The sequence below is a fragment of the Stenotrophomonas sp. YJH_SMC_122 genome (assembly GCF_059369535.1).
In genome coordinates, this window is sequence record NZ_JCAFST010000007.1 from 53,867 (window position 1) to 80,503 (window position 26,637).

Annotated in this window: 22 protein-coding genes; 9 read left to right on the forward strand and 13 right to left on the reverse strand. The window is 62.9% G+C overall.

What is annotated here, in order from left to right; genetic code table 11:
* Positions 1-150 precede the first annotated feature (150 nt).
* Entirely contained in the window at positions 151-1,515 is a 1,365-nt protein-coding gene (gene hglS, locus AC5P66_RS11195; protein ID WP_495216325.1) for a 2-oxoadipate dioxygenase/decarboxylase HglS, read from the forward strand.
* Positions 1,516-1,591: 76 nt separating this feature from the next.
* Here hglS and scpC read toward each other — a convergent pair whose 3' ends face one another.
* Complete coding sequence (scpC, locus tag AC5P66_RS11200) at positions 1,592-3,106, reverse strand: succinyl-CoA:acetate CoA-transferase ScpC (protein WP_049412239.1); 1,515 nt, start codon at positions 3,104-3,106, stop codon at positions 1,592-1,594.
* Between the two features lie 421 nt (positions 3,107-3,527).
* Here scpC and glnE point away from each other — a divergent pair, with 421 nt between their 5' ends.
* Positions 3,528-6,323 carry a bifunctional [glutamate--ammonia ligase]-adenylyl-L-tyrosine phosphorylase/[glutamate--ammonia-ligase] adenylyltransferase gene (gene glnE / locus AC5P66_RS11205; protein WP_111097016.1) on the forward strand — a complete coding sequence of 932 codons (2,796 nt, stop codon included), beginning with the start codon at positions 3,528-3,530 and terminating at the stop codon, positions 6,321-6,323.
* Positions 6,324-6,498: 175 nt separating this feature from the next.
* On the opposite strand, the gene AC5P66_RS11210 is transcribed toward glnE, so the two are convergent.
* The 5 genes from AC5P66_RS11210 to AC5P66_RS11230 form a co-directional block, all read right to left on the reverse strand.
* Positions 6,499-7,059 (reverse strand): queuosine precursor transporter, encoded by a 561-nt coding sequence (locus AC5P66_RS11210; RefSeq protein WP_263467952.1) that lies wholly within the window; start codon positions 7,057-7,059, stop codon positions 6,499-6,501.
* 75 nt (positions 7,060-7,134) lie between these two features.
* Entirely contained in the window at positions 7,135-7,650 is a 516-nt protein-coding gene (locus AC5P66_RS11215; RefSeq protein WP_263467951.1) for a hypothetical protein, read from the reverse strand.
* A gap of 31 nt (positions 7,651-7,681) precedes the next feature.
* Complete coding sequence (locus AC5P66_RS11220) at positions 7,682-8,185, reverse strand: hypothetical protein (RefSeq protein WP_049412302.1); 504 nt, start codon at positions 8,183-8,185, stop codon at positions 7,682-7,684.
* Positions 8,186-8,204: 19 nt separating this feature from the next.
* The gene (locus AC5P66_RS11225; protein WP_262223457.1) at positions 8,205-9,056 is read right to left on the reverse strand and encodes a DUF2145 domain-containing protein; all 852 of its coding nucleotides are present in this window, start codon (positions 9,054-9,056) and stop codon (positions 8,205-8,207) included.
* A 163-nt stretch (positions 9,057-9,219) separates the two neighbouring features.
* Complete coding sequence (locus AC5P66_RS11230; RefSeq protein WP_263467950.1) at positions 9,220-10,179, reverse strand: mitochondrial fission ELM1 family protein; 960 nt, start codon at positions 10,177-10,179, stop codon at positions 9,220-9,222.
* A 126-nt stretch (positions 10,180-10,305) separates the two neighbouring features.
* Here AC5P66_RS11230 and AC5P66_RS11235 point away from each other — a divergent pair, with 126 nt between their 5' ends.
* Complete coding sequence (locus AC5P66_RS11235; RefSeq protein WP_099487351.1) at positions 10,306-10,896, forward strand: malonic semialdehyde reductase; 591 nt, start codon at positions 10,306-10,308, stop codon at positions 10,894-10,896.
* An 86-nt stretch (positions 10,897-10,982) separates the two neighbouring features.
* Complete coding sequence (locus tag AC5P66_RS11240) at positions 10,983-11,690, forward strand: YceI family protein (protein ID WP_005415047.1); 708 nt, start codon at positions 10,983-10,985, stop codon at positions 11,688-11,690.
* 199 nt (positions 11,691-11,889) lie between these two features.
* On the opposite strand, the gene AC5P66_RS11245 is transcribed toward AC5P66_RS11240, so the two are convergent.
* The 3 genes from AC5P66_RS11245 to AC5P66_RS11255 all read right to left on the reverse strand — a co-directional run bounded on the left by AC5P66_RS11245 (position 11,890) and on the right by AC5P66_RS11255 (position 13,926).
* Positions 11,890-12,291, reverse strand: coding sequence for a hypothetical protein (locus AC5P66_RS11245; protein ID WP_263467949.1), 402 nt, complete (start codon positions 12,289-12,291; stop codon positions 11,890-11,892).
* Between the two features lie 217 nt (positions 12,292-12,508).
* The gene (locus tag AC5P66_RS11250; RefSeq protein ID WP_099496176.1) at positions 12,509-13,306 is read right to left on the reverse strand and encodes a siderophore-interacting protein; all 798 of its coding nucleotides are present in this window, start codon (positions 13,304-13,306) and stop codon (positions 12,509-12,511) included.
* Positions 13,307-13,365: 59 nt separating this feature from the next.
* Positions 13,366-13,926 carry a PadR family transcriptional regulator gene (locus AC5P66_RS11255; protein ID WP_099496177.1) on the reverse strand — a complete coding sequence of 187 codons (561 nt, stop codon included), beginning with the start codon at positions 13,924-13,926 and terminating at the stop codon, positions 13,366-13,368.
* 544 nt (positions 13,927-14,470) lie between these two features.
* Here AC5P66_RS11255 and aceE point away from each other — a divergent pair.
* The 4 genes from aceE (at position 14,471) to AC5P66_RS11275 (ending at position 22,371) form a co-directional block, all read left to right on the forward strand.
* The gene (gene aceE, locus AC5P66_RS11260) at positions 14,471-17,158 is read left to right on the forward strand and encodes a pyruvate dehydrogenase (acetyl-transferring), homodimeric type (RefSeq protein ID WP_012478970.1); all 2,688 of its coding nucleotides are present in this window, start codon (positions 14,471-14,473) and stop codon (positions 17,156-17,158) included.
* 286 nt (positions 17,159-17,444) lie between these two features.
* The gene (locus tag AC5P66_RS11265; protein ID WP_495216326.1) at positions 17,445-20,087 is read left to right on the forward strand and encodes an ORC-CDC6 family AAA ATPase; all 2,643 of its coding nucleotides are present in this window, start codon (positions 17,445-17,447) and stop codon (positions 20,085-20,087) included.
* Positions 20,084-21,235: a hypothetical protein gene (locus AC5P66_RS11270; protein WP_495216327.1), complete on the forward strand. Its 1,152-nt coding sequence runs from the start codon at positions 20,084-20,086 to the stop codon at positions 21,233-21,235. Before AC5P66_RS11265 ends, AC5P66_RS11270 begins: the two co-directional genes overlap by 4 nt.
* Positions 21,236-21,510: 275 nt before the next feature.
* Positions 21,511-22,371, forward strand: a complete 861-nt coding sequence (locus AC5P66_RS11275) for a hypothetical protein (protein WP_495216328.1) — start codon at positions 21,511-21,513, stop codon at positions 22,369-22,371.
* On the opposite strand, the gene AC5P66_RS11280 is transcribed toward AC5P66_RS11275, so the two are convergent.
* Positions 22,372-23,427: a Druantia anti-phage system protein DruA gene (locus AC5P66_RS11280; protein WP_495216329.1), complete on the reverse strand. Its 1,056-nt coding sequence runs from the start codon at positions 23,425-23,427 to the stop codon at positions 22,372-22,374. It abuts the gene before it with no gap.
* 490 nt (positions 23,428-23,917) lie between these two features.
* Here AC5P66_RS11280 and AC5P66_RS11285 point away from each other — a divergent pair, with 490 nt between their 5' ends.
* Entirely contained in the window at positions 23,918-24,805 is an 888-nt protein-coding gene (locus AC5P66_RS11285; RefSeq protein ID WP_495216330.1) for an HNH endonuclease, read from the forward strand.
* 120 nt (positions 24,806-24,925) lie between these two features.
* Here the strand turns inward: AC5P66_RS11285 and AC5P66_RS11290 are convergent, their stop codons facing one another.
* The 3 genes from AC5P66_RS11290 to AC5P66_RS11300 form a co-directional block, all read right to left on the reverse strand.
* A complete protein-coding gene (locus AC5P66_RS11290) occupies positions 24,926-25,306 on the reverse strand; it encodes a hypothetical protein (RefSeq protein WP_495216331.1) in 381 nt (126 codons plus the stop codon).
* Between the two features lie 52 nt (positions 25,307-25,358).
* Positions 25,359-25,727: a hypothetical protein gene (locus AC5P66_RS11295; RefSeq protein ID WP_495216332.1), complete on the reverse strand. Its 369-nt coding sequence runs from the start codon at positions 25,725-25,727 to the stop codon at positions 25,359-25,361.
* 486 nt (positions 25,728-26,213) lie between these two features.
* Positions 26,214-26,429, reverse strand: coding sequence for a hypothetical protein (locus tag AC5P66_RS11300; protein ID WP_495216333.1), 216 nt, complete (start codon positions 26,427-26,429; stop codon positions 26,214-26,216).
* Between the last annotated feature and the right edge of the window lie 208 nt (positions 26,430-26,637).

Here is a 26,637-nt window from a genome sequence, read left to right on the forward strand (position 1 = left end):
CGGCTATTGCATCCCTTCCAGGCATCCGGGGTTGCCGGCCAGCGGCCGGCACTACCGATTTCCTTATGTTGCTGTGCATATCGCCGCCGCCGCGCGCTCCGGCGACAATACGGGTCCGAGCTGTTCCCCGTTCCCGTAATCGAGTGACTGATGAGCGCCTCTTTCGTTTCGCCTGATGTGATCCGCCGCCTGTTCGCGCAGGCCATGTCCCGCATGTACCGTACCGAAGTGCCGCTGTACGGCACGCTGGTGGAACTGGTGGAGGGGATCAACGCGCAGGTGCTTGCCCAGGACCCGGCGCTGGCCGCGCAGCTGCAGCGCAACGACGAGCGTGCGCGCCTGGATGAAGAGCGTCATGGCGCGATCCGCGTCGGTACCGTGCAGGAGCTGGCCACGCTGCGCCGCCTGTTCGCGGTGATGGGCATGTACCCCGTCGGCTACTACGACCTGTCGGTGGCCGGCGTGCCGGTGCACTCCACCGCGTTCCGCCCGCTGACCGGCGCGGCGCTGGCGCAGAATCCGTTCCGCGTGTTCACCTCGCTGCTGCGCCTGGAGCTGATCGAAGACGAAGCCCTGCGTGCCGAGTCGGCGAAGATCCTGGCACGCCGCCGCATCTTCACCGACGGCGCGCTGGCGCTGATCGACCTGGCCGAGCGTGACGGTGGGCTGTCGCAGGCCGATGCCGAGCGCTTCGTCGATGAAGCACTGGAAACCTTCCGCTGGCACGGCGACGCCACGGTCGACCTGCCAACCTACCGCGCGCTGCACAACGCGCACCGGCTGGTGGCCGACGTGGTCAGTTTCCGCGGCCCGCACATCAACCACCTGACCCCGCGCACGCTGGACATCGACGCTGCACAGGCGGCAATGATCGAGCATGGCATGGCGGCCAAGGCAGTGATCGAAGGCCCGCCGCGCCGCGCCTGCCCGATCCTGCTGCGCCAGACCAGCTTCAAGGCGCTGGAAGAGGCCGTGCATTTCCCGGATGCGGACGGTGGCGATGCCGGCACCCACACCGCGCGCTTCGGCGAGATCGAACAGCGCGGCCTTGCGCTGACCCCGAAGGGCCGCGCGCTGTACGACCAGCTGCTGTCGCAGGCACGTGATGCCGGCGGCGAAGGCAGTACCGGTGGCGACTACGGCCAGCGCCTGCAGGCGGTGTTCGCCAGCTTCCCGGATGATCATGACACCCTGCGCCAGGAAGGCCTGGGGTATTACCGCTACCAGCTGACCGACGCTGGCCGCGCCGCGCCGGAGCGCGTGGCCGATCTGCCGGCCGAAGTGCTGGTGGCCGCCGGCCTGGCCACGGCCGATCCGATCGTCTACGAGGATTTCCTGCCGGTCAGTGCCGCGGGCATCTTCCAGTCGAACCTGGGCGGCGAAGAACAACGCGCGTATGCCGCACATGCCAACCGCGAGGCCTTCGAGCAGGCGCTGGGCGTGGCGGTGAATGACGAGTTCGAGATCTACGAGCGGCTGCAGGCCGAATCGCTGGCGAGCCTGCGCACCGCGTGAAGGTAGAGCCGGCCGCTGGCCGGCTGTAGGGGGAAGCCGGCCAGCGCCCGGCTCTACCCGAAGTCCGTAGCGGGTCTCAGCCCTTCATTGTGCCGGTATCCAGCCAGCGCTGGTGCCACGACAACGCTTCCGGCAGCAGGTGCGGGGTGTGCTTGCCGTAGCTCTCGCGGCTGGCACGGTCGAAGTAATCCTGCAGCTGCGGGCGGAAGTCCGGGTGCGCGCAGTTGTCGATCAGCACCTGCGCGCGCTTGCGCGGGGTCAGGCCGCGCAGATCGGCCAGGCCCTGTTCGGTGACGATCACCGACACATCGTGCTCGGTGTGGTCGACATGGCTGGCCATCGGCACGATCGCCGAGATGGTGCCGTTCTTGGCAGTGGACGGGCTCAGGAAGGCCGACAGGAAACCGTTGCGGGCGAAGTCACCCGAACCGCCAATGCCGTTCATGATCCGCGTGCCCATCACGTGCGTCGAATTGACGTTGCCGTAGATGTCCACCTCGATCATGCCGTTCATGCCGATGCAGCCCAGACGGCGCACCAGTTCCGGATGGTTGGAGATTTCCTGCGTGCGCATGATGATGCGCTCGCGGTAGAAATCGATGTTCTCCTTGAATGTCTCGTTGGCCTGCGGGCTCAGCGCGAAGCCGGTGCACGAGGCATAGCTCAGCACGCCGTCGCGCAGCAGGTCGAGCATGCCGTCCTGGATCACTTCGGTGAACGCGGCCAGGTCGCGGAAACCGCTCTTGGCCAGGCCGGCCAGCACAGCGTTGGGGATGTTGCCCACGCCCGACTGCAGCGGCAGCAGGTTCGGCGGCAGGCGGCCCTTCTTCACCTCGTGCTTGAGGAACTCGATCAGGTGCGAAGCGATCTGTTCGCTGGTCGCATCGATCGGGCTGAACGGGCTGTTGCGGTCCGGGCCGTTGGTACGCACCACGGCCACGATCTTGTCCGGGTCGCAGCGCAGCGCGGTATCGCCGATGCGGTCGTTGGCGTTCACCAGCGGAATCGGCTTGCGGTGCGGCGGCAGCGCGGTGCCGTAGTAGATGTCATGCATGCCGTCGACGCCGGCCGGCTGCCACTCGTTGACCTCGACGATCACCTTCTTGGCTAGGTCCAGCCAGGTCTTGTTGTTGCCGACCGAGGTGGAGGGCACCAGCGAACCATCTTCGCGGATGGCCGAGACTTCGATGACGGCAGTATCGATCTCGCCATAGAAGCCGAACCACACGTGCTGGGCGACGTGGCTGAGGTGGATGTCGATGTAATCCAGCTTGCCCTCGTTGATGCGGTTGCGCGCGTCCGGATCGCTCTGGAACGGCATGCGCATGGCGATGCCATCGGCCTTGGCCAGCGCGCCATCGAGTTCCGGCGCGGTGGAGGCGCCGGTCATCAGCTTGATCTGGAAGGGCTGGCCCTGGGCGTGCACCGCTTCGATGCGGCGGGCCAGTTCGACGGGAACGGCCTTGGGATAGCCGGAGCCGGTAAAGCCGCTCATGGCCACGGTTTCACCGGGCTGGATCAGCGCGGCTGCGGCCTCGGCGGAGACCACGCGGTCACGGAGACGCGCGTTGGCGATGCGATCAACAGACATGACGACAGTGTTTCTGGGGGGAATCCCGATTATCGGCCATCCTCATCCGTACGGGGGGTTCTACCTTCGTGGAATGGCTTTTCCCCCAGGGGCTCACCCATACCCACCGGTTTTGTTTTGCAGTGCAGCGTGCAAAGTGCTTTCGCAGCCCGCACGATGGCCCTGCATCCCGACGTGGGGGAGGGAGCAGAGCCCGCTGGCAGTTCGCTGCAAGCGGGCTTTTTTATTGCCTGTCGCCCAGTATGAATACGCGGCTCCCAGTATCGGTAGTGCCGGCCGCTGGCCGGCAACCCCAGCAACCTTCGGCGGGATCATCGGATCTGCCGGCCAGCGGCCGGCACTACCAGGTCATCGGATCTGCCGGCCAGCGGCCGGCACTACCGGGTCCGTCGCGTCCCCACCGGGTCGATACAATCCGCCCATGACCCTCGCCCCCGCTGACCTGCCCGCCCCCCTGCAGCCCCTTGTCGACCGCGCGCTGGCGCGTCTGGCCCAGGTCCTGCCCGAGCCCATCCCGAGCGACCTGCAGCCGCTGCTGTCCCGACTGGCGGTGGCCAGCGATTTCGCACTGGACACGCTGGTGCGGCAACCGGCCCTGCTGGCGCAGCTGGCCACCCCCGGCTGCCCGCCGATCCCGCCACCGGTGCTCGATCCGCTGCAGCCCAGCGACTGGCCGGCGCAAATCCGGCGCTGGCGTACTGCCATGTCGACACGGCTGATCTGGCGCGACCTGACCGGTCTGGACGACGTGGCACAGACCCTGGCCGGCGCCACCACCCTGGCCGAGGACTGCCTGCGGCTGGCGCTGGACGCCCTGCAGCAGGAATTCGCCCAGCGCCACGGCGTGGTCCGAGATAACGCAGGCACGCCGCAGCAGCTGGTGGTGTTCGGCCTCGGCAAGCTCGGCGGCGGCGAGCTCAACTTCAGTTCCGACATTGATCTGGTCTACGCCTATCCGCACGGCGGCGAATCCGACGGTCCGCGCGCGCTGGCCGCCGAAGAGTATTTCGCCCGCCTCGGCCAGCGCCTGGCCAAGCTGCTGGACGAAACCACCGTTGATGGCTTCAGCCACCGCGTCGACCTGCGCCTGCGCCCGTTCGGCAGCGCCGGCCGCGTCGCACTGTCGTTCGCGGCGATGGACCAGTACTTCCAGCGCGAAGGCCGCGACTGGGAGCGCTATGCATGGCTGAAGGCGCGCGCGGTCGCCGGCGATGTCCAGGCGGGTGAGGCGTGGCTGCAGACCCTGCGCCCGTTCGTGTACCGCCGCTACCTGGATTTCACCGCGCTCGATGGCCTGCGCGAGATGAAGGCAGCGATCACCGCCGAAGTCGCGCGCCGCGAGCTGCATGAAGACATCAAGCGCGGTGCCGGTGGCATCCGCGAAATCGAGTTCCTGTGCCAGGCGCTGCAGCTGATCCGCGGTGGCCGCGAGCCTGCGCTGCGCGAGCGCCGCCTGCTGGTGGCGCTGGACGCGCTGGTGGCCGCGGGGCAGATCGCGCCCGAGGATGGCAGCGCGCTGCGTGAGGCCTACCTGTTCCTGCGCCGCCTGGAGAACCGCCTGCAGATGCTGCGCGACGCACAGACCCACGTGCTGCCCAGCGACGCGCTGGACCGCGAGCGCATCGCCGTCGGCCTCGGCTACCCGGACTGGGACGTGCTGCGCGCGGCGCTGGCCGAACAGCAGCAGCGGGTCAGTACCGAATTCGCCGCGCTGCTGGCCCCGCGCAAGGGCCAGGCCGCGCCCGACGCGCTGGCCAACTACTGGCGCAGCCTGCCCGAGGGCAGCAACGCGGCGTTGCTGGCCGAAGCCGGTTTCCTCGATGCCAACGGCGCCGACCAGTCATTGCGTGATTTCGCGCAGGGCACCGGCGTGAAGTCATTGTCCGATGCCGCGCGTGCGCGGCTGGATCGCGTACTGCCTGCGTTGCTGCATGCGGCCACGCGTTCGCCGCAGCCCGATGCCGCGCTCAAGCGCGTGCTTGGCCTGCTGCAGGCGGTGCTGCGCCGGACCAGCTATCTCGCGCTGCTGGACGAACAACCGAGCGCGCTGGCGCGTCTGGTCGACGTGCTGGCGCGCAGCGCGCTGCTGGCCGAGCGTCTGGCCGCGTACCCGCTGCTGCTGGACGAACTGCTGGACGTGCGCGTGTCCGGTCCGATGCCCGATGCCGCCGGCATGCTGGCCGAATGCCGGCAGGTGCTGGCGGTGGAAGATCCCGAATCGGCACTGCGCTGGCTCAACGAGACGCGGCTGGCGCTCAGTTTCCGCATGGCGATGGCCACGCTGGATGGTCGCCAGGGGGCGGTGGACAGCACGCGGCAACTGGCCGAGCTGGCGCAGGCGGTGGTCACCACCGTGCTGGCGATGGCCGAGGCGGACATGCGCGCCGCGCACGGCGCGATTCCCGGTGGACGTTTCGCGATCATCGGCTACGGCAGCCTCGGTGGGCTCGAGCTGGGCTTCGGTTCCGACCTGGACCTGGTATTCCTGCACGACAACCCGGCCGGCGTGGAGGCCAGCGACGGCGCACGTCCGCTGGAACCGGGGCGCTGGTATGCGCGGCTGGCGCAGAAGGTGATGGCGCTGCTTGGTGCGGTCACCGCCGCCGGGCGCCTGTACGACATCGACGTGCGCCTGCGCCCGGACGGTGGCAAAGGATCGCTGGTGTCTTCGTTGGCCAGCTACACCGAGTACCAGCGCGAACGCGCATGGACCTGGGAACACCAGGCCCTGGTACGTGCACGCGGCGTGGCCGGTGATGCCAGCCTGCTGGCCGACTTCGAGCAGGTGCGTGCGCAGACACTGGGCCGCGAACGCGATGCCGGTGTGCTGTATGCCGATGTGTTGAAGATGCGTGGCCGCATGCGCACCGAACTGGACCGCAGCGACGCCGTGCGGCTGGACCTGAAGCAGGGTGCCGGTGGCGTGGTGGACCTGGAGTTCCTGCTGCAGACCGGCGTGCTGGCACGCAGCGCGCAGCATCCGGCGCTGCTGCAGCCGCGCGATACACCGTCGTTGATTGATGCGCTGGCAGTTATCGGTTTCGTTCCCGATGCCACGGCGCAGGCGCTGCACACCGCGCATGCCACGCTGCTCGACGTAGGCCTGGCCTGCACGCTGGACCGGCGCCCGCGACTGGCACCGACCACGCCGGCGATTGAAGACGCGTGTGCGGCGATTACGGCGGCGTGCAGAGCGGCGGCGTTGCCGTTCGGGTGAGTGGGTGCACCCATTAGAGCAATTGCCCGGGGATGATCCGCTGTTGGTAGGTGCCGACCGTTGGTCGGCACAATCTGTCAGCGGTGATGAACTCTGATGGAGCGTGCCGACCAACGGTCGGCACCTACCGTGCTCATGTGCCATCCAAGGTTGGCACCTACCAGAGCATGTGCGTTCAGCTGGTGGCGCGCAGCGGCGCCATCTTCCACAGCAGCGCGCGGAATGGGGCCAGCAGGCAGACGCCGATCGCCAGCTTCACTGCCAGGTCGCCAGCGGCCCAGCTCACCCACGGCAAGGTGGAACCGGCAAACGCGATCGACCAGAAAATCGTGGTATCCACCGTCGCGCTGCAGGTGGTGGCCACCATTGGTGCGCGCCACCAGCTGCCACGGCGCAGGCGGTCGAACACGGTGATGTCCAGCAGCTGGGCCACGATGAACGCCGAGCACGAGGCAATGGCGATGCGCGGGGTGGCCACCCAGATCGACAGCAGCACCGCCACCGCGAAACCGATCCACGCCACGCGGCGCGCCGGGGCCGGACCGAAGCGACGGTTGATCAGGTTGCTGACCAGGAACGCGACCGGATAGCTGAAGGCGCCCCAGGTCAGCCAGTCGTTGATCGGGTACTGCACCAGTACGTTGGACAGCAGCACCACCGCGCCCATCGCCAGCACCGCCAGCACCAGGGCGCGCGGGGTCAGCGGGGCAAACAGAGGGGCAGGACGCACGGACATGGCGAGCCAGGGGGACAAAGGGGATCGCCCATTATCCGCCCGGCCTGCGGCAAAGCCAAAACCGGTCGTTCAGCTTTACAGCGCTTCACTCATCACGTCACCGGCGGCATAGGCCGTCGGCACATAGGCCAGGGTCTGGCCCTGCGCGCTCTTCACGTTCCAGCCGGCACCGGCCTCGGTGGGGTCGAAATGCACCCGTTGCCCGACCACGAAGGCCGCCGTCGGGTTCTCGCCCTGCGGCTGCACCGGCCAGCGCAGGGTGGCGGTGTGGTCGGCCTTGTCGGGTACCTGCAGCTGCACCTGGCGCTCGCCCGACGGCGTGGTCTCCACCTTCTTCACTTCCATCGGCGGCAGCGGCACCGCCTTGGTGCGGGCAGCCCTGGCGTTGCGTTCGCTGGCCTTGAACGGCGCCTTGGACAGTTCGGACAGGCCCATCGACGCCGCCAGCGGCAGCGACAGCACCACGAACGAGGTCACGATCACGCTGGCCTCGCTGCTGTTCAACTGCGGCGCGGCGCCGGCATGGACGGTGGGCACCAGCAGCGCCGAGAGCAGCAATGCAGTGGTGGGAACGCGCAGGCAACGGAGCATGGAGACCTCCTGGTCAGCGTGGGACGGCGGCTCAGCGCCGGGTGTCAAAGATGTCGCGCGGGCCGGTGGCCTCGGGCAGGTATTCCAGCGGGCGGCCCTGGTTGTCCTTCAGCTGCCAGCCCTGGTCGTTGCCGGTTGGCTCGAAGTTCACGGTCTGGCCCACGGTGAACTGCACGGCTGGGTCGCCGACGCCGCGCGGATACTGCATCGATGCGGTGTTCTGCGGATCGTTGGCATCACGCAGCAGCACTTCGCGGCGGCCATCGACGGTGGTGGCGATGGCACTCACCTCCATCTGCGGCAGCTTGATCTGCTGCGGGCGGGCCAGCGGCCGGCCGGCGTCGGCCGCGTCCTGGGCTTCCTTCGCTGCTGCGGCGCGGGCCGAGGCCACCATCTGCGTAGACATCTCCAGGCTCGGTCCCTGCGGACCCGGGTCGTGGATGATCACGATGCGGCGTTCGGCGTGGGCGGCCGTGGACCAGGCCAGGCCGGTGACGATCACCATCGACAACACAGAGGTAAGCAGCGGACGCATGTCGTTCTCCTCGGGGAAATCAGGGGGCGGCGGCGGTGGCACCGGCCACCGGCACATGGGGGATGACCAGTTCCTGCTGCAGCTGGCTGCGCTGGTGCAGGAAGTCGAACACCGATTCCACCGTCACCACCGAATAGTTGCCGGAGATGCGCTCGCCGGCCGGATGGTCGGTGGTGGTGGCGTTGGCCACGAACAGGCGCGCACCCACGCGCTTGCCGAGGCCGATGTGCAGCACGCTGGGCTGGTATTTGTGCTGGCGCAGCCACTGCTGCGCCTGTTCGCGCTTGACGATGGCCGGCGTGCCTTCGGCCTGCGCCATCGCCGCCGCCAGCACTTCCAGCACCCACTGGTTGGAGTTCTGGTAGTCGGTGGCGAACGGGTAGGCGACCACGTTGTACTTCGCTTCGTGCAGCGCCTTGGGCTGGATCGACGGCGATACCAGCATCGCTTTCAATGCAGCACGCAGCGGTGCCGAAGGCACGCCGATGCGCAGGTCGGTATGCCCGCCGCTTTCGCCGACAAAGTTGCCCAGGCCCTCGTGGTACAGCTGCGAGCGGTCGGTCTTGCAGCGGTTGAGCAGGTGCATCGCACGCCAGCGGCCGTCGTCCTCGCGCAGCAGGAAGGCCAGGTGGCTGTGGCGCAGGCCGTAGCGGCTCAGGTCCTGGCCACCGCGCGCGGCCATCACCACGTCCACATCGGGCAGCGCGTCCAGGCGTTCGGCGGTGGTCCAGGCCACGTCCAGCATCGCCGCCTGCGACGCCACGCTCGGGTAGCGCTCGCGGCAGGCGGTGCTGTCGGCCCAGGCCGGTGCGGTCGCCAGCAGGCTGGCGATCAGCAGCGCGGCGCGGCGCAGGCGGGAAAAACGATCCATGTCGGTACCTTCAACGGCGGGCAGGCCCGCGCGCCGATCATACGCTGCTCAGCGCAGCGGGCGATCCACGCCCTTGCGCCGCGTAGTCGGGTAGTGCCGGCCGCTGGCCGGCATCGGCAGGGTGTTCGGTAATGCGTGCAGCATTGCCGGCCAGCGGCCGGCACTACCCCAATGCCAGGCGCTGCTTCACTTCCGCCGCTACCCGCGCAGTCTCGCGCAGTGGCTCGATGCGGTCGTACTGCCAGTCCAGCCAGTGCGGCTGCAGGCGCCCGCGCTCGCGCAGCTGCTGCTGGAAGCGGGCCAGCCGGCCCTGCGCGGTCTCGGCCAGCGCCACCATCACCGGCATGCGCGTGGCGCAGGCCTCAGAGAGCAGGTTCACCGAATCGGGTGAGACCACCACGCGGTTGGCCCAGCCGAGCAGGCCGCCATAGGGATTGGTGCCGTCGCCGCCATCGCCCCAGATCACGTGCGGCAGGTCGGCGAATTTCGCACGCAGGACCTCGGCCAGGGCCGGCGGCGTACGACGCGAGGTCGTTGCCAGCAGGCTGCCGCCTTCGCTGCGGATCTGCTCGGCCAGCGCCTGGAACACACCGACCATTGCCGTCTCATCCCACGGCGCCAGCGGCGTCGGCCCGCCGACCAGCAGTGCGGTGCGCGGGCCGGGCAGGGTACTGAAGCCGGCGAACGCGGCGCGGCCCCAGGCCAGCCAGTCATCGTCCACCGGGTTGAGGCTGCCGAGCAGGGTCAGCACGTTGCTGCCGCGCAGGGCATCGTGTTCGGGCACCACCACCACGTCCCAATGGCGGGCGCCGATGCGCGGGTCGAGGATTTGCACCACCTGGCTGCCGCGTGCACGCAGCACGCGCAGGGCACCGGCCGCCTGGCGCCCGCAGCCGATGGCCAGCGCCGGCGCCTCGTTGGCCAGTGACGCAAAGGCCTCGCCGTAGCCGTTGACATCGCCGGGCAGGCGCTGCGGCGACAGCCAGCGCCAGGGCGCGCGCGGTTGCAGGAGCAGCGGTCGGTGGGTGCCCTGGCGCAGTGCCGAGGCCAGCGCGACCGCCTGGCGGACATTGCCCGCGCGGCCATCAGTGACCGTCCATGGCGCGCTCGATCGTTTCACCATTGGCATTAATTCGTTTCAGCCCTGCTGGGTGTTGCAACAGTCGCGACACTCTACACTGCGGCTCGTCGTTTCGCCCCGCGCCGCCCGCGGGCACTGACTTCCCTTCGCCGCCCTGGAGATCCACCGATGTCCCACGCGCTCGACGCCGCCGCCCTCGACCAGCTGTTCCGCACGGCTCGCACCCAGAACGCCTTCCTCGACAAGCCGGTCCCCGAGAGCCTGCTGAAGGAACTGTACGACCTGGTGAAGTGGGGCCCCACCGCGGCCAACACCACGCCGGCGCGCTTCGTCTTCGTCACCTCGAAGGAAGCCAAGGACAAGCTGGCCCCGGCGCTGTCCGAAGGCAACCTGGCCAAGACCATGGCTGCGCCGGTCACCGTCATCATCGGTTTCGACCTGGACTTCCACGAGAAGCTGCCGTACCTGTTCCCGCACACCGATGCCAAGGCCTGGTTCGATGGCCCGCAGGAAGGCCGCCACGAAGCCGCCATCCGCAACGGCAGCCTGCAGGGCGCCTACCTGATCCTGGCTGCGCGCGCGCTGGGCCTGGATGCCGGCCCGATGTCCGGCTTCGACCCGGCCAAGGTTGACGAAGCCTTCTTCGCCGGCACCTCCATCAGGTCGAATTTCCTGGTCAACCTGGGTTACGGTGACCCGGCGGGCCTGTTCCCGCGCCTGCCGCGCCTGTCGTTCGACGAAGCGGCGCGCATCGCGTAAGTCGCTGTATCGGTTTCGGGCCCGCTGTTCCGCGGCGGGCCATTGCTGCACCGTGTACCCACCCTACGATCCGGAGAGTTCCTCAGATGAGCGCCACCCGTAAACTGCTGCTGCCGCTGGCCCTGACCCTGGCCATCGCCGCCTGCTCCAAGCCGGCCGACACCGCTGCCCCGGCGGCCGATGCCGCCGCCCCGGCCACCACCGAGCAGGCCGCCACCCCGGCCGCTGATGCCGCTGCTGCCGCGCCGGCCGCCGAAGCGATCAAGATCGCCTCGGGCACCTACAAGCTGGACCCGAGCCACACCGACGTGCTGGCGCAGTGGAGCCACTTCGGCTTCTCCAACCCGAGCGCGCACTTCGGCAACGTCGAAGGCACCCTGGTGTACAACGCTGAAGACGTGACCAAGTCCACCGTGGAAGTGAAGCTGCCGCTGAGCGGCCTGAACAGCTTCACCGCCAAGTTCGACGAGCACCTGAAGAGCGCCGACTTCTTCGACGCCGCCAAGTTCGCCGATGCCACCTTCAAGAGCACCAAGGTGGAAGCGGCCGGCACCAACAAGCTGACCGTTACCGGTGACCTGACCATCAAGGGCATCACCAAGCCGGTCACCCTGGACGTCACCGTCAACGGCGGCGGCGAGCACCCGATGGCCAAGGTTCCGGCCGCCGGCTTCGACGCCACCACCACCCTGAAGCGCAGCGATTTCGGCGTCGGCGCCTACGCTCCGAACGTCAGCGATGAAGTGAAGATCCGCATCACCACCGAAGCCACCGGCGAAAAGCCGGCGGCTTGATGCACCCCGCTCACTCGTCGTGAGAAGGCAGAGGGCCCGCTGAAAAGCGGGCCTTCTTTTTGGGTTCTGGTAGAGCCGGCCGCTGGCCGGCTGCTTGCGAGGTGCCCGATGATGAGGGGGGTGCCGGCCAGCGGCCGGCACTACCCGGCAGGTGCCAACCGGCATCTGGTGGGTGCGGACCGTTGGTCCGCACGATCCCTCAGCGCAACGTACCCAACCATGCCACGCACGCTTCGCTCGGGCTCTGCTTGGCCTTCACCGCCAGCCCGCTGGCCCGTGCGAACGTCTGCGCGGCCTGCGCCACCACCTGGCGTGCGATCAGCGCCGCCTGCTTGGTCGCGGCCTGTTGCTTGCGCAGCTGCACGATGTGCACCGACGGCCGGCCCACCGGCGCGTACTTCTGGTCGCGGCGCAGCACGTCGGCCACCTGGGCCACTTCGAATTCGGCCTGCAGGTAGCGGTGCTGTGCCGCCACCAGCTCGCGCAGCGGCGCGCGCAGGGCAGCGGCGTCGGCGAAGGCGGCTAGCGCCGCATCGCAGGCGGCGTCATCGGCAAAGCGGGTACGCAGCGCATCCACGCTGGCCAGGGTCAGTTTGGCCATGTGGGCCTCGTTGCTGCAGGAAAGGAGCGCGATTGTCGCATTGCTTGGCGGCTGATGCGTTGAACCGGGCGGCGGCATACCCGTAGAGCCGAGCCCATGCTCGGCTCATCGCGCGCGAGGGTTTTCCGATGGCGGAGCGGAGAGCAGCCGAGCGTGGGCTCGGCTCTACCTAGTCATGGGCGTGCGGGCAACGGCGCGCAACCCGCCGGCTGCCCGGTCAATCGCCGTCGGCTTCGTCCGGGTGGGCCTTCCAGTAGCCGGTGGAACGAATCCAGTCGCGCGGTACGCCCAGGTGGCCTTCGATGAACTTGCGCATCATCCGTGCCCGACGCGATTCGGTGGCGATCCAGTAGAAGACATCACCGTCCGGGGCCTCGAAGTCGGTCAGCATGTCTTCCAGCAGCGTGCTGCTGGCCGCTGGGAAGCCGTTGCGCTCCAGCCAGTGGATGCGCACGTTCTCGTACTGCGGCAGGTCCTGGCGCTCGGCTTCGTCGCGCACTTCAATGAAGGCCTGCACCTCGGCACCGTCCGGCAGCACGTCCAGCCAGCGGGCGATGGCCGGCAGCGCGGTTTCATCGCCGATCAGCACGTAGGCGTCGTAGCTGTCGGCCACCACGAACGAGCCGCGCGGGCCGCCGATCACCAGCGTGTCGCCGGGCTGCGCGCGCTCGGCCCACGGCCCGGCCACGCCCTGGTCGTGCAGTACGAAGTCGATGGCCAGCTCGCCGGTTTCGTGGTCCCACCAGCGCGGGGTGTAGTCGCGCGACGGCGAAGGCTCCTTGCCGGCTGGATAGCTGCGGCCTTCGGCGGTCAGCACCGGCAACACCATCTCGCCCGCAGCGTTGGGGAAGAACAGCTTGATGTGGTCGTCGGCGCCGGGCGAATCGAAGCCGGCCAGGTCGTCGCCACCCAGCACGATGCGGCGCATGTGCGGGGTGACCTCTTCGGTGCGCAGCACGGTCAGTTCACGGAAGCGCACATCCAGGCGCAGGCGCGTGTTGTTGTGTTCGGTCATGGGGATACCTGTAAAGGTGTCGCGCGGGGGCGCGCGGCGTAGGGGAGACCTGGCTGGATTCAGTCTGGCTGGGTCGTTGAAATGGGTGGGCTCTCGCTACCGGCCGTACCGTTGAGCAGGGCCGATGCCCGCGTCAGCAGCGCCGCCACTTCGTCCGCCTCACCCTCGGCCCAGCGGCCGTGGTGATGCACCAGCGCCCGCTTGAACTCGCGCAGGGCGGTGGCCAGCGGCGGCGGCAGCGAAGCCTTGGTGATCTCGCGGGCACGGTCGAAGGCACGTCGCTGCGCCAGCCGCACCTGGGTGCGCTGCACCTTCAGCTCGAACTCGCCGGCAGCGGTGATGCGGAAGATCCGCTTGCCGTCCACTTCCTCGGCCTCGATCCAGCCGGCCTGCTCGAAGCTGGCCAGCAGCGGGTACATGGTGCCGGCGCTGGGCGTATAGGCCTGCATGAACTGGTTGCTGATCAGCTGCATCAGCTCGTAGCCATGGCGCGGCTGCTCGCCGATCAGGGCCAGCACCAGCAGGCGCAGGTCGCCGCGGCTCAGCACGCGCGGCTGGCCGTTGCGGCGGGGCACATCCGGATCGGTGGAACGGGTTCTGGGAGAGGAGACGCGGCTCATTTCGATATATCGGTAAACGAGTGTGCAAACGATATATCGATATATCGAAGCCGGCAATCATCGATCCGGCCACAAGCAGGTCCGTTTTGGGCCACGGGCGGCCGCGTGCACAGCAAAAGGGGCGCCCCTTGCAGGGCGCCCCGGCGAACCGTGGAAGGGAGCAGGGCCGCCAGGCCCCTCACTCGCGGCCCACGCTGGACCCGCTGCCGGTACCGATCCAGAGGCAGGTGCGACATGTTGTCGCCGGTTCAGTACCGTTGCCCAAACCGCCCCTACAGCGGTGCCGGGGTTGCCCTACAACCGTCATCGGCAGCGGTAACACTGCGTCCTGCACATGGGCGCAGCGGCCCGCAAGCGACAGCCCGCGCAGCCGCCAAGGCCTGCCGCAGGGCCATCAGCGGGCCCGGCAAGCCCCTTGCGGACACTGGCCGGTTGCATCCATACGCCTGCGTAGCCAAGTGACGAAAGCCCTTGGTGCGCTACACTTTGCGGTCTAGAAATCTATACAACAGTCGCGCGCGTGCGTGCGGTTATGGGAGCGCTAATGAACTGGTTGAACGAGGTGCTGAACAACGACCCGAATCCTGTGGAAACCCAGGAGTGGATCGAGTCGTTGAAGGCCGTTATTGATGTCGAGGGCTCCGAGCGCGCGCATCAGCTGCTGGAAGGCATGGTGGAACTGACCCGTCGTTCGGGCGCCTACCTGCCGTTCTCTCCCACCACCGAATACGTCAATACCATCGAACCGCAGTTCGAGGCCAAGAGCCCGGGCAACGCCGAGCTGGAATGGCGCATCCGTTCGATCATCCGCTGGAACGCGATGGCCACCGTGGTGCGCGCCAACCGCAAGCCGGGTGACCTGGGCGGCCACATCGCCTCGTTCGCCTCCGGCGCCACCCTGTACGACGTGGGCTTCAACCACTTCTGGCGCGCCCCGAGCGAGAACCACCCGGGCGACCTGCTGTTCATCCAGGGCCACAGCGCCCCGGGCATCTACGCGCGTTCCTTCCTGGAAGGCCGCATCAGCGAAGAGCAGCTGGACAAGTTCCGCATGGAAGTGGACGGCGGTGGCCTGTCCTCGTACCCGCACCCGTGGCTGATGCCGGACTACTGGCAGACCCCGACCGTGTCGATGGGCCTGGGCCCGCTGGCCGCCATCTACCAGGCGCAGTTCATGCGCTACCTGGAAAACCGTGGCCTGATCGAGAAGTCCGACCGCAAGGTGTGGTGCTTCATCGGCGACGGCGAGAGCGACGAGCCGGAAACCCTGGGTGCCATCGCCCTGGCCGGCCGTGAAGGCCTGGACAACCTGATCTTCGTGGTGAACTGCAACCTGCAGCGCCTGGACGGCCCGGTGCGCGGCAACGGCAAGATCATCCAGGAACTGGAAGGCGTGTTCCGTGGCGGCGGCTGGAACGTGATCAAGCTGCTGTGGGGCGGTTACTGGGATGCCCTGCTGGCCAAGGACACCAACGGCGTCCTGAAGAAGCTGATGATGGAAACCGTCGACGGCGAATACCAGAACTGCAAGGCCTTCGGCGGCGCGTATACCCGCGAGCATTTCTTCGGCAAGTACCCGGAAACCGCTGCGATGGTCGCCGGCCTTTCCGACGACGACATCTGGCGCCTGAACCGTGGTGGCCACGACCCGCACAAGGTGTACGCCGCCTACCACCAGGCCGTGAACACCAAGGGCATGCCGACCGTCATCCTGGCCAAGACCGTGAAGGGTTACGGCATGGGCAGCGCCGGTGAGGCACTGAACCCCACCCACCAGACCAAGAAGCTGGACGACGAAGCGGTGCGCCACTTCCGCGACCGCTTCAACATTCCGGTGACCGATGCGCAGCTGGCCGACGGCCAGGTGCCGTTCTACCACCCGGGCCCGGATTCGCCGGAAGTGCAGTACCTGCAGGAACGCCGTGCCGCGCTGGGCGGTTACCTGCCGCAGCGCCGCCGCAAGGCCGACAAGACCTTCGTGGCGCCGAAGCTGGAAGCCTACGAGCGCCTGCTGAAGAGCAGCGGCGAGCGCAGCTACTCCACCACCATGGCCTTCGTGCAGAGCCTGAACATCACCCTGCGTGACAAGGAACTGGGCCCGCACATCGTGCCGATCGTGGCCGACGAAGCCCGTACCTTCGGTATGGAAGGCCTGTTCCGCCAGATCGGCATCTACGCGCCGTTCGGCCAGAAGTACAAGCCGGTCGACGCCGACCAGCTGATGTTCTACCGCGAAGACCAGAGCGGTCAGGTGCTGCAGCAGGGCATCAGCGAGCCGGGTGCGATCAGCTCGTGGATGGCCGCCGGTACCAGCTACTCGGTCAGCAACGTGCCGATGCTGCCGTTCTACATCTACTACTCGATGTTCGGCTTCCAGCGCGTGGGCGACATCGCCTGGCAGGCCGCCGACATGCGTACCCGCGGCTTCCTGTTGGGTGGCACCGCCGGCCGCACCACGCTGAACGGTGAAGGCCTGCAGCACGAGGATGGCTTCAGCCATCTGGTGGCCGGTGGCATCCCGAACGTGCGCAGCTACGACCCGACCTTCGGCTTCGAAGTGACGGTGATCCTGCAGCACGGCACCAAGCGCATGATGGAAGACCAGGTGGACGAGTATTACTACGTCACCCTGATGAACGAGAACTACACCCACCCGGAAATGCCGGAAGGCGCAGCCGAAGGCATCGTCAAGGGCATGTACCTGCTGACCGACGCCGGCAAGCCGAAGAAGGGCGAGCTGCGCGTGCAGCTGCTGGGTTCGGGCACGATCCTGCGCGAAGCCATTGCCGCCGCCGAGCTGCTGGACAAGGACTTCGGCGTGACCGCCGACATCTGGAGCTGCCCGAGCTTCAACGAACTGCGCCGCGATGGTTTCGACGTGGAGCGTGCCAACCGCCTGCATCCGGAAGGTGAGCAGCGCAAGGCCTACGTGACCGAGCTGCTGGAAGGCCGCCAGGGCCCGGCGATTGCCGCCACCGACTATGTGCGTGCGTATGCGGACCAGATTCGTGCGTTCGTGCCGATGTCTTATACGGTGCTGGGTACGGATGGGTTTGGTCGCTCGGATACGCGTGCGAACCTGCGTCGGTTCTTTGAAGTGGACCGCTACTACATCGCGCATGCCGCGATTGCGGCGCTGGCGAAGGAAGGGAAGATGACCGCGAAGGATGTGGCCCGGGCGATCAAGCAGTACAAGATTGATCCGGAGAAGGCTAATCCTGTCGGGGTTTGATGTAGTCAATTAATTGACGTGAGAAAGGGCGGCCATTGGCCGCCCTTTTTTTATGATCTGCAACAAGCCTTGATCTGACAATCTAGCTCAAATGTCCGCTGAGAATGGGGAGGGGCAATGGAACTTCGCATGTGGTGCGACTCCTTGAGTTCCAGGCGGGCTTGCACGAGACGTATAGTCCTGGGCTAGTTCGCGATCGTTCCAGCAGGCTATCATCAAGCGGGTTCATCAACACGGGGCGGTTTACGTATTCTGCGCGAGTAGCTCGATACGTGCCGAAGAGAACATGCAGGAAGCGCAAAAGTCGCGGGTGGAAATTTCGAAACCCATGAGGGACTGGTTGCTCGATGGAGGTCGATTCCCACCAGAGCTTCGGATACGTCTTTCAAATACCGCAGAAATGGCATTCGAAGTGCTGGACCGGCAGCAGGACGGGCGTGTTCCCGGCGTGGCTCGCCGCGTCGGCAATAAAGGCTTTACGCTACGCGTACGCAATGCGGCCAACAATAGAATATGTGCCGCAAAAATTTGTCTTAGGGAGGACTACAGTCCCGAAAAGCTCCAAGACGAAATGCTAATTGCTAGCGAGATAGATGCCAACGCGCCAATTTTATCCCACGAGCTTGTAGGAGTTCTAACTGGACTGCCGCAGCAGCCCGAAATGGACACAGCATGGCTGTGCTTCATCGGTCGCTGGATCGAAGGGAACACTCTGGAGCAGATCATGGAGGAGCGACCTAACCAATTGAATCCAGAGCTGGCGCTGCTCGTTCTGCGAAAACTCCTATCGGCAGTCTTGTACTTGGAAGCGAAAGGGCTGAAACACGATGATCTTCATCTAGGTAACGTGATGCTCGCTCGAAGGACAGAGGAAATAATAATTTCTGAGCCCGGGTCGGATGAATACGATATAAGTGTTATTGATTTGGGATCCATTAAGCGTCGTGATACTCCGACGCAAAAGATGCATGACGACTGGTCGTCATACGTAAAGTGCATCGTAAGGATTCACAATGTTATCCATCGGGACAGAGCTCTATCGGCACGCTATCCGCAGTTTCTGAGAGCCCTGTTCGAATTTGCACAACTTTTGGCCGAGGAGGATCCCACGCGGAACTTCATCGATGCCAGGTCACTTCATGGTCAACTAGATCAGGTTAGAAGATCACTCTATTCGCCAACTCGCTCTGCGAGCGGGACAGCCTTGGCTTCACCATTTACCGCAATTAGCGCTGAGCATTTGGCGAGTGACCAAATGCTGCTTAAGTTGTTTGTGGATAATCTTGGTTGGTTCGAAAATGTTCGCGATCCTACTCCGACCGTACTAACGGGGCCTAGGGGCTGTGGTAAATCCATGGTATTTAGATATATGTCGCTCCGAACGCATCTGGCTTCAGGCGAAATTTCTGAGGATGCGTTGTCCACGATGAAATATGTCGGAATATACATTGGCTGTGCCAGTGATCTCCAGAATGATCTGCTGTGGATTAAGAGAGAGCGCGGTAGGGTCGAGCAACTTGCACCAGATATCGTGACGTTCTTCAACCTTGTCGCGGCACGGGAGCTCTTTCGCACTCTGTCCATGGCATGTTTGAACAAGCGGGTGAGCGACGTGCTGGGCGTCAATGAGGGAAGCGTGGCGCGACTCGTGGAGTTCATCGCCAACGATATGGGCGTTGAAATGAAACACATAACCGCGGTCGGAACTAACGCTGCACAGGGGGTTGCAGATGAGTTCGATCGTATACGCATCAAGCTTGCCCGAAGCATGTTGGAGGGATGCGCTGCCAGTATCGTACTTCCTGGAACATTCCTTCGTGATTTGACGCGCTCAGCAGTAAGGTTGATGCCAGGATTGAAAGAGAAGCCTCTAGTGTTCCTGCTCGACGATTTTACACAGCAGCGCCTTGGTGAGAAGGTTCAGGCGGTACTAAATCCCATTCTGTGGCAGCGTGATTCTGCCTGTGTATTCAAGGTCTCATGTGAGCCCTATGGATTTTCAAGCTCTCACATAGACGAAGCGAAGCTTGATCAGAATAGAGAGTTTATAGTAACTGACACTGGAAATCAGATGATAAGCGGCTCCCCAGAGATCGCGAGCCAAAGACGCCGATTTGTAGAGGGACTGATTGACAAGCGGCTCGACGCGGCTGGATACGCTGGGCGGGTAAGTAATCTAATCGGAGAAAGTACTCACAAACATGACACTGAATTGGCCATCTCAATTCGAAATGCGGGTATGGGTAATTCCTACTACTACCACGGGCTCGAGGTTCTCTCGAATGCGTGGTCAGGCGACGTAGCGACCGTGCTCTTCATGGTTCGCGAAATGTTTCAGCGCGCCGGCGTGAATTCGGATTTTTCCGAGCTCATTCCAAAGAGGCACCAGCATGAAGCAATAGTGTACGTGTCGAAAGCTCTGGTGGAGCGGGTGGAGTATTGTCATCCATTTGGAACCGAGATGAAGGGGGTTCTAGATACTTTCGCTCGTCTTGCGCGGAGGATACTGATGGAAGCGCCAATTCAGCGGGATGATGACAGTGCGCACGATGTGCCGCAGCGCAGATATAGGCTAGAGATCGACCTGGAAGAAAATGGAACGATATTGGATCAATTAAAGGAGATCACTGGAAGTGAACATGCTGGGCTTCTTTACAAAGAATTAATTCGCCGTTCAATATTTATTGATCTGGGAGAGGGGCGAAGCAAGGCGCACAAAAGAACTTTGCGTATTCAGGTTCGGTCTTCTCTTCTGCCGAGCTACGGAACATCTCTAGTTAGGAAAAACTACATGGATGTACGAAGTCTGCAGGAACTTTGCCTCCTATTGAATCGCGAAAAATCATTCACAGAGCGGGTGTGGAGCCGATCAGCTGACACGTCTGCGGCGGGGACGGGCGACCTTTTCGCAGGGATGATACAGTCATGACGGCGCGGAAGAGTTTTTCTGTTCGCAAAAGGTCGGTGGAAGAGGCAATGCTGGAATTTCCCGCCATTCGTCCAGTAGAGAATCTTGAGTGCAATGCAGATGTTCTTGTGCTTGCTGCTGGATTCGAGGAGCGTGTGCGCGCATTTCCCGAGCTGTTGAACGCATCCCCTGGCTCGAGGTTCAAGGTGATTCTCGTCGGTCGATACCAGACAAATCCGGAAGATAACGATCTGAGATTTAATCAGGTAGAGCCACTTCTGCGTCAAATGTCGTCTGATATTAGATATGTGGACGCAGACGTTCCAGAGGATGTTCTGCGCTCGGTGCTTCGTATTTCAGAATCCATAAATCCTTCGAGTATCCTATTCGATATAAGTGGTGCGTCTTCAAGTTTCATATTCAGCGTGCTAGGTTCGCTTTCGCAGGTTCTTCCGGACGTGAGTGCAAGAATCGTTTACGCGGAAGCCGCTCGATACAGTGTCGCTCGTAGATCCTCGGATGGTGATGAGGTTCTTGAGGCGCCAGAGCTTGGCGTGGCGACAGTGTGGAATAACGCCGTCTTCCCAGGCAGGCATCAGGATTCCGCGGGCAGCCATATCATAGCGTTCCCATCGCACTCGGTATTGAGGGTGGCACGTTGTTTGAATTTTTGTGGCGAAGCGGTAGAAACTCTGGCTGAACGAAATGTGCTTTGGGTTCTGCCAAGAACTACGAACGAGGAGCACATTTGGCGTCGTCAAGAAACGATTGAGGTGATTCGAAAGCTAATGGCGCAGTCCGACGTAAATTCGGATTGCGGCCCGCTCAAGCCAAGCTTCGAAGAAGCTCAAGTCGACTGCGAAACTCATTCTCCTGCTGATGCTGCGAGGATAGTGCTTAGGGAAGCTGATGCTAGGTCGGGACAGAATCTTTACCTAGTCCATATGGGCTCAAAACTGCAGGCTGTCGGCGCCGCGTTTGCTGTTGCTGCGAGGAGTGAAATTTCAGTGGTGCACGCACGTCCACAAAAATTCGTTCCATCTGCATACTCCGATGGCATCGGTCGAAAGTACATTATCGACATAGGAGACGTGGGTGCAATGGTAAAAAATCTTTCAGCAGTTGGACAGGCTGTTCTAGTCTGTGCCGATGGTTCGGAAGAATCATGATGGAGAAGAAGTACTGGCTTTGTCTCACAGCCCTTCGGCATCGGAGGTTTATTGAGGACGCGATGCACGCAGTCGGGTTACCAATGGGTGCCAGATTGCGACTCCGTTATCGGCGGCCTTATGTTAGCGAGAGGCTTTGGGCCCATGTTGCCCATGGAAGATCGATCGAAGGTGATTCAGCAATTATTTGCCTAGGTGCTACCAGTAACTCCGGAGGCAATGTAGTAAGGCCGGTCAGATTAGCTGAAGTCGTTGGCGCAAGCTGCGAGGGGTCAGTGCTTGTGCTTGATGTTTCACTATCATCGTTTGTCAGGAAGACGTCATATAACGGCCTATTCTGGGAGAACGTCAGGACGCTAGCTCCCGGCCTTACGGATGATTTTAATTATGTGCCTGGCAAGGATGCAAAGTACCTCGAGCGCCTGACGTTGGATAGCGCTGCGCTGGAAACATGCGAAGACATCGCGGGGTGGGAGGCGGCAGCAGCATCTTTCTTCGAAGTGGAGTCGATAGGCTGCCAGCAGGGCGGCGAGTGCGTTTCGGGGCTGGTCCCGTTTCTGTTCTATATTGCAGGGATTGGTCCTGGAGTGCGAAAGAGGCTCGAGGAAAGTGGGTGCATAAGAATGGAGGCGGGTCGGAGTTTAAGTATGCACGTCCATACTATCGCGGCACCTGGTGCAGATGCTTTGAAAGATCCACTCGGGGAAATTTGCTTTGACCTTTCGCATTCTTCAGCGAGTTTCGAGAGCAGTCGCCGCGTCCGAATTGATTCGCGTAGGGACGTTCGAGTTGTTAAGTTAACTACTTCTGCTCTATTTCGAACGGTCGGCGGGCATCTCTCTATCCGCTCCGTCTCTTTCTGTCAATCTTTGCCCGCTGAAGCAAAATCCTGCAACGGTCTTACTTCCGCAAAGAAGCGTGAAGAGGTTGCGCTTGCGCGCTACGATTTCCCTATGAAGGTCGGCCGGGTAATGCCTTGGGTTGCGTCATTCATGGTGGCCAGCGCAGCTGGCGCCGCAGCGTACAAAGCGCCGACAGCTAGCAGCAACGATTACTATCATTTCATTCTTCCCGTGATTGTATTTACTCTGGCATTCATTGGTCTCATTCTTGGATTCAAGAGCGATAAGAAATAATCAGCTCTGTGTCAAAGCTTGTTGCATCTCATGGTACGAGTCAAAGTGATACCAATTAGGATTGCGCTGGGCTCTTGGAAGGCACCAGCGCTCCCTCCAGTATTCCGACCAGCACTCATCTTCGAACTTTCTGAACGACGGGGTCTGATGCTCGTGAAGAACACCGATAAGGTTCTCCACAAGCTCAAAAATATACACCTGCCTCTTAAGGCCATGCTCCAGGTAGTGTTTTGAGAGATTTAGATCAGTCAGAGCCCGCATGATGTTCTGCCAGCGCACCTTAGGTCCGTTGCCGAAGCCCGCGGGGACGTGCCTTTTGGAGTTTACAAGCCATTCTACGATTTGTGGGTAGATCTCCTCGAGGTGGAGTGTCCCGAAGCCTTTCGTGTACCCCAATGGTTTCGCAAGTGTTCCGTTGCTATCTTTGATCCTGTTGTAGATAGAGCTCCGGCCAAACGCGCTTGCGGTGGTTATGGCTAGTAGCGGTTGAGGAATACGCATTCCAAGCTGGGTGGTTCTCTTTCCGCCGTAAATTCTCCAATATTCTTGGCGAATTATGGGGGAGTGCAGAAATCCTGCTACAAGTTTTCCGGCCAAGAGTGGGGCATAAGTAGGAGTTGCGCCTATGGTATATGCGTCCAGTGTATTGTTTACTGCCTGTAGCTTGAATTGTCTGTCTAGACCAAGGTATTTGTCCCTGCACGCAAGATCCGCCGACGGGGATTGAAGTCCGATAATTCCTATTACCGCGCCGTGATACTCGTCCATTACAAGGAATCTAAGTCGCCTCCCATATCCCTTCGAGTAGGGCATAGTCCAGTATCCCCTTGAAATCTTGAATAGTCTCTCCTCTTTAGTCCTGGGGCGAACTGGAACTACGATTGGCCGGATCTTCGCTGGATCGATCTTTGCGGCCTGTGGAAAATATGACTTCAGGCGCTTTAGGTCAGCAAGGAGATCCTTGTAGTTAACAGATGAATCAGCGGATTTTGCACGTAGGTGCAGTTGGCGGATGGCAGACTTATCTCCGCTATCAATAGCATGCCGCGAGCGCACCCAAGCGCTCTTGATCGCTTCTGAGAGAATCTGTCGATCCGAGTGCCCGGGGATGTACGGGCGCGCGGTTCCAGAGGCGTCGAGCCCCGGGTCCGGCGTGAAACGGTGACTTCCGGACGTTACGACCGCCATCTACTTCGTACCCACATTGTCTTGTGTAGGTATTTGGCCAGCTACCCCCCCTCCTTGTCAATGCTGTTTGAGAAAAAATTATTCAAATCAATGGCATAGGCGGTTCTGCGGCTTTGCTGGGAATGCAAATGCAACCCGTGCGCATTAGGCGCCTGGGTTGACTGTCCCTGACTAGCTATCGGCTTATGGAGGGTCAAGCTGCGTGGCTGATCCGGAGATTGCTGCCGTTCACGCGCGGAGGCGCTGCAGACTAGCGAGGGGTGTCGATTACGACAATGGGAATGTACTATCACCGTCTCCACGGCCAATAGGCCGCATCAATTGGGTTGGACAGGGGACGGGGATGAGGTACTGGTGGGTGAACCAGAAGCAGACCTTCGACAAAGCCGTTAAGGCAGGTTACCTGTGGTCGCCTAAGACGAACGTAAAGGGGAAAATTAACCCCTCCTACGAGAACATGACTCAAGTGCGACCGGGTGACGTGGTTTTTGCGTTTGCGAGCACCCGAATCAAGGCCATCGCAATCGTCAATGGCGCTCACTATTCGATGGATCGCCCTGAGGAATTCAGGAAGACGGACGAGGAATGGCGCAAGGATGGTTGGGCCGTCTCGGTGGACTACCATCTGGTGGATGTTCCGCTGAAGGTGAGTGACTACATGGCTCAGATTGGGCCGCTGCTTCCTGTGAAGCACTCACCCCTAAAGGCTGACGGCAAGGGCAATCAGGCCTACCTGTTCCCAGTACCCGAGGCGATGGCTGCCAAGCTGCTGGAGCTCCTCGAAGTCGATCTTGATGATGTCGGAGAGTGGCAGGACGAGGGGCCGGTCCAGGACATCGTGAATGACAAAAATATTGACGAGACCGAGAAGCTCCAGCTGATCAAGGCCAGGAAAGGTCAGGGTGTCTACCGAAAGAATGTCAGCGACATTGAGAACGCCTGCCGGGTGACCGGGACCGGTGATGCCAGCTTTCTGGTTGCTAGTCACATCAAGCCGTGGTCAAAGAGCGAGAACAGTGAGCGCCTTGATGGCCACAACGGCCTCATGCTCGCACCCCACATCGATCGCTTGTTCGATCGGGGCTACATCTCCTTTGAGGATGATGGTGGTCTAATTCTTAGCAGCCAGTTGCCAGATGCGGTCCGGGTGAAATGGGATGTCGTGCAAAGGACACCCCGCATTCCGTTCTCTGCGGCTCAGGCTCGCTACCTCAGCTACCATCGGGATGTGCTGTTGAAAAAGTAGGCATGAGCATCCGCTAGCAGGCCGCCCCAATATCGGGGCGCCTTAGCGATGCCCAGAAGGCTCAAAGGTAAGGCCCGCATGCCTCGACTCATGGTTGCCCACGTCTGATCACTGAGCGAATCAGCGCCTCCGCTCCCAATCCGGCAGCGTCCGCACCCGCCACTGCTGCTGCAAACTTCGCAAATCCGGAACCCGCTCCTGCGAATCCCCAGCAACCATCACCATTAGTTGCGCCACGGAATTGTCCACCAGCATCACCGGCTTCCCGTTTGCCCGTAGCTCAAAGTACCGCGCACTCTCATCCCTTGAACTTACCACTACCCCCTCGCCATCCCGGGCCTTCGCAAACGCCTCAGCCTCCTTCCGCATAAGCCTGAACTCAGCATCCGACAGCCTGGGGTAGACCTGCACCTCCAGCGTGGCATGGGGAAGGTAGTGATCCGCGATCACCATGCCCATAACCATGAGCGTGGTGGTGACAACTTCGGGCGGAACCCTCATGGGCGGCGATGCAGCGTCACAGCCGCAGCGCACAAAACCGTTAACCCAGGCACTATCCGCGCACCTGCAAGCAAGCACTGGCTTGCGCAGTCAACGCCACACAAGCCATCTTCAACCCTTCCATCACCCGATCCCCCACGTACTCCTCGGGCGCACCGTTCTGCCGGGTCCGCTCTGCGGCCAGCATCAGCTCCGCCACCACACGCAGACCCGCCAGCGCGCAATCCGCGTCCGCCAGCTGAAGACACCGCCCAGGCAGTTGATGCCGCTCCGGCCAAGGCTGGCCATCCGCAGCTGCACCAGATCCGATGCGGCGCAGCGTGGCGACGAAAGCGTTGGGATCGGGGGAAGGTTCGCGCTCGGTCTCGGCGTTGTCCGGATCGTAATGCGCGTGTAGGGAACGGAAGTCCGATGTGTTCATGGCAGTGCTCCGTACAGGACAGACAGCAGCGCCACCGATAAAAGTGGCGGACGATGCGAGGCTCGAAAACCGGTCAACAACCAATCCGGCGGGTCCGAAGACCCCCACGCACCGCCCGCCATGGACCGCGAACGGATTGCCAGCCGGCGTCACACAAACGTGACGCCGGCTGACAAGCGCAAACACATGGTTGTTGACCGGGTTTTCGACGCCCGTGCCACCCTGTGTGAGGTGGCATGCCAAGGTGTACTCGCATGGTTGCGAGATGCCAAGAAACCGTAGGCCGCAGAGGCCGCAGATGCTGACGCTTACGGCATTGTTGCATGGCGCGCGCGCGGCAGAACCCTTGCGGTGCAGTGGTTTCGGCCGGTGTTAAGTTACCGCCCGAATGCGCATTGAAAAGCACGGTTTGCAGAGGATCGGGGTCTCAAAAGCGACAATCCGCCCGCACGGCTGAGATCCGAAGTTGGCCGATTGCGACACGGCTTAACTTTTCATTGCTACGCAAGGCCGAGGCCACAGCGCGTCGTCGCGCTCCAGGTCGTAGTCGCTGCCGAACGCCAGTGCTGCTTCGCGTGGAGGAAGGTCTGCGTAGCAGCCCAGCAGGTACTCATCCATGCTGGCGTCGCTGTGGTCGATGGCGAACAGGTAGAGAAGCCCCTTGTCGAAGGCTTCCAGCCATGCGGGGTCGATATTGGTCATGGGCATCCTCCAGAGTGCAGGAATAGTGCCTGCACCATCGCATGCCTGCTAACTCCAGAACTGGCCCGTGCAATGTTCATCGGCAGGAATCCCCGTCCCACCCCAAGGTTATGTGAAGCCAGTTCAGGTCCTGCCGGCCGGTGCGGTGTATAGACTGCCGACACGTGAGTGCCCGAATGCGAGGAACGGATGCGACACCTACTGAGGC

Bases quoted from the DNA above. Each gene is read 5' to 3' on its own strand.
- hglS (WP_495216325.1), top strand. From the start codon at position 151: ATGAGCGCCTCTTTCGTTTCGCCTGATGTGATCCGCCGCCTGTTCGCG.
- scpC (WP_049412239.1), bottom strand. From the start codon at position 3,106: ATGTCTGTTGATCGCATCGCCAACGCGCGTCTCCGTGACCGCGTGGTC.
- glnE (WP_111097016.1), top strand. From the start codon at position 3,528: ATGACCCTCGCCCCCGCTGACCTGCCCGCCCCCCTGCAGCCCCTTGTC.
- AC5P66_RS11210 (WP_263467952.1), bottom strand. From the start codon at position 7,059: ATGTCCGTGCGTCCTGCCCCTCTGTTTGCCCCGCTGACCCCGCGCGCC.
- AC5P66_RS11215 (WP_263467951.1), bottom strand. From the start codon at position 7,650: ATGCTCCGTTGCCTGCGCGTTCCCACCACTGCATTGCTGCTCTCGGCG.
- AC5P66_RS11220 (WP_049412302.1), bottom strand. From the start codon at position 8,185: ATGCGTCCGCTGCTTACCTCTGTGTTGTCGATGGTGATCGTCACCGGC.
- AC5P66_RS11225 (WP_262223457.1), bottom strand. From the start codon at position 9,056: ATGGATCGTTTTTCCCGCCTGCGCCGCGCCGCGCTGCTGATCGCCAGC.
- AC5P66_RS11230 (WP_263467950.1), bottom strand. From the start codon at position 10,179: ATGGTGAAACGATCGAGCGCGCCATGGACGGTCACTGATGGCCGCGCG.
- AC5P66_RS11235 (WP_099487351.1), top strand. From the start codon at position 10,306: ATGTCCCACGCGCTCGACGCCGCCGCCCTCGACCAGCTGTTCCGCACG.
- AC5P66_RS11240 (WP_005415047.1), top strand. From the start codon at position 10,983: ATGAGCGCCACCCGTAAACTGCTGCTGCCGCTGGCCCTGACCCTGGCC.
- AC5P66_RS11245 (WP_263467949.1), bottom strand. From the start codon at position 12,291: ATGGCCAAACTGACCCTGGCCAGCGTGGATGCGCTGCGTACCCGCTTT.
- AC5P66_RS11250 (WP_099496176.1), bottom strand. From the start codon at position 13,306: ATGACCGAACACAACAACACGCGCCTGCGCCTGGATGTGCGCTTCCGT.
- AC5P66_RS11255 (WP_099496177.1), bottom strand. From the start codon at position 13,926: ATGAGCCGCGTCTCCTCTCCCAGAACCCGTTCCACCGATCCGGATGTG.
- aceE (WP_012478970.1), top strand. From the start codon at position 14,471: ATGAACTGGTTGAACGAGGTGCTGAACAACGACCCGAATCCTGTGGAA.
- AC5P66_RS11265 (WP_495216326.1), top strand. From the start codon at position 17,445: ATGCAGGAAGCGCAAAAGTCGCGGGTGGAAATTTCGAAACCCATGAGG.
- AC5P66_RS11270 (WP_495216327.1), top strand. From the start codon at position 20,084: ATGACGGCGCGGAAGAGTTTTTCTGTTCGCAAAAGGTCGGTGGAAGAG.
- AC5P66_RS11290 (WP_495216331.1), bottom strand. From the start codon at position 25,306: ATGAGGGTTCCGCCCGAAGTTGTCACCACCACGCTCATGGTTATGGGC.
- AC5P66_RS11295 (WP_495216332.1), bottom strand. From the start codon at position 25,727: ATGAACACATCGGACTTCCGTTCCCTACACGCGCATTACGATCCGGAC.
- AC5P66_RS11300 (WP_495216333.1), bottom strand. From the start codon at position 26,429: ATGACCAATATCGACCCCGCATGGCTGGAAGCCTTCGACAAGGGGCTT.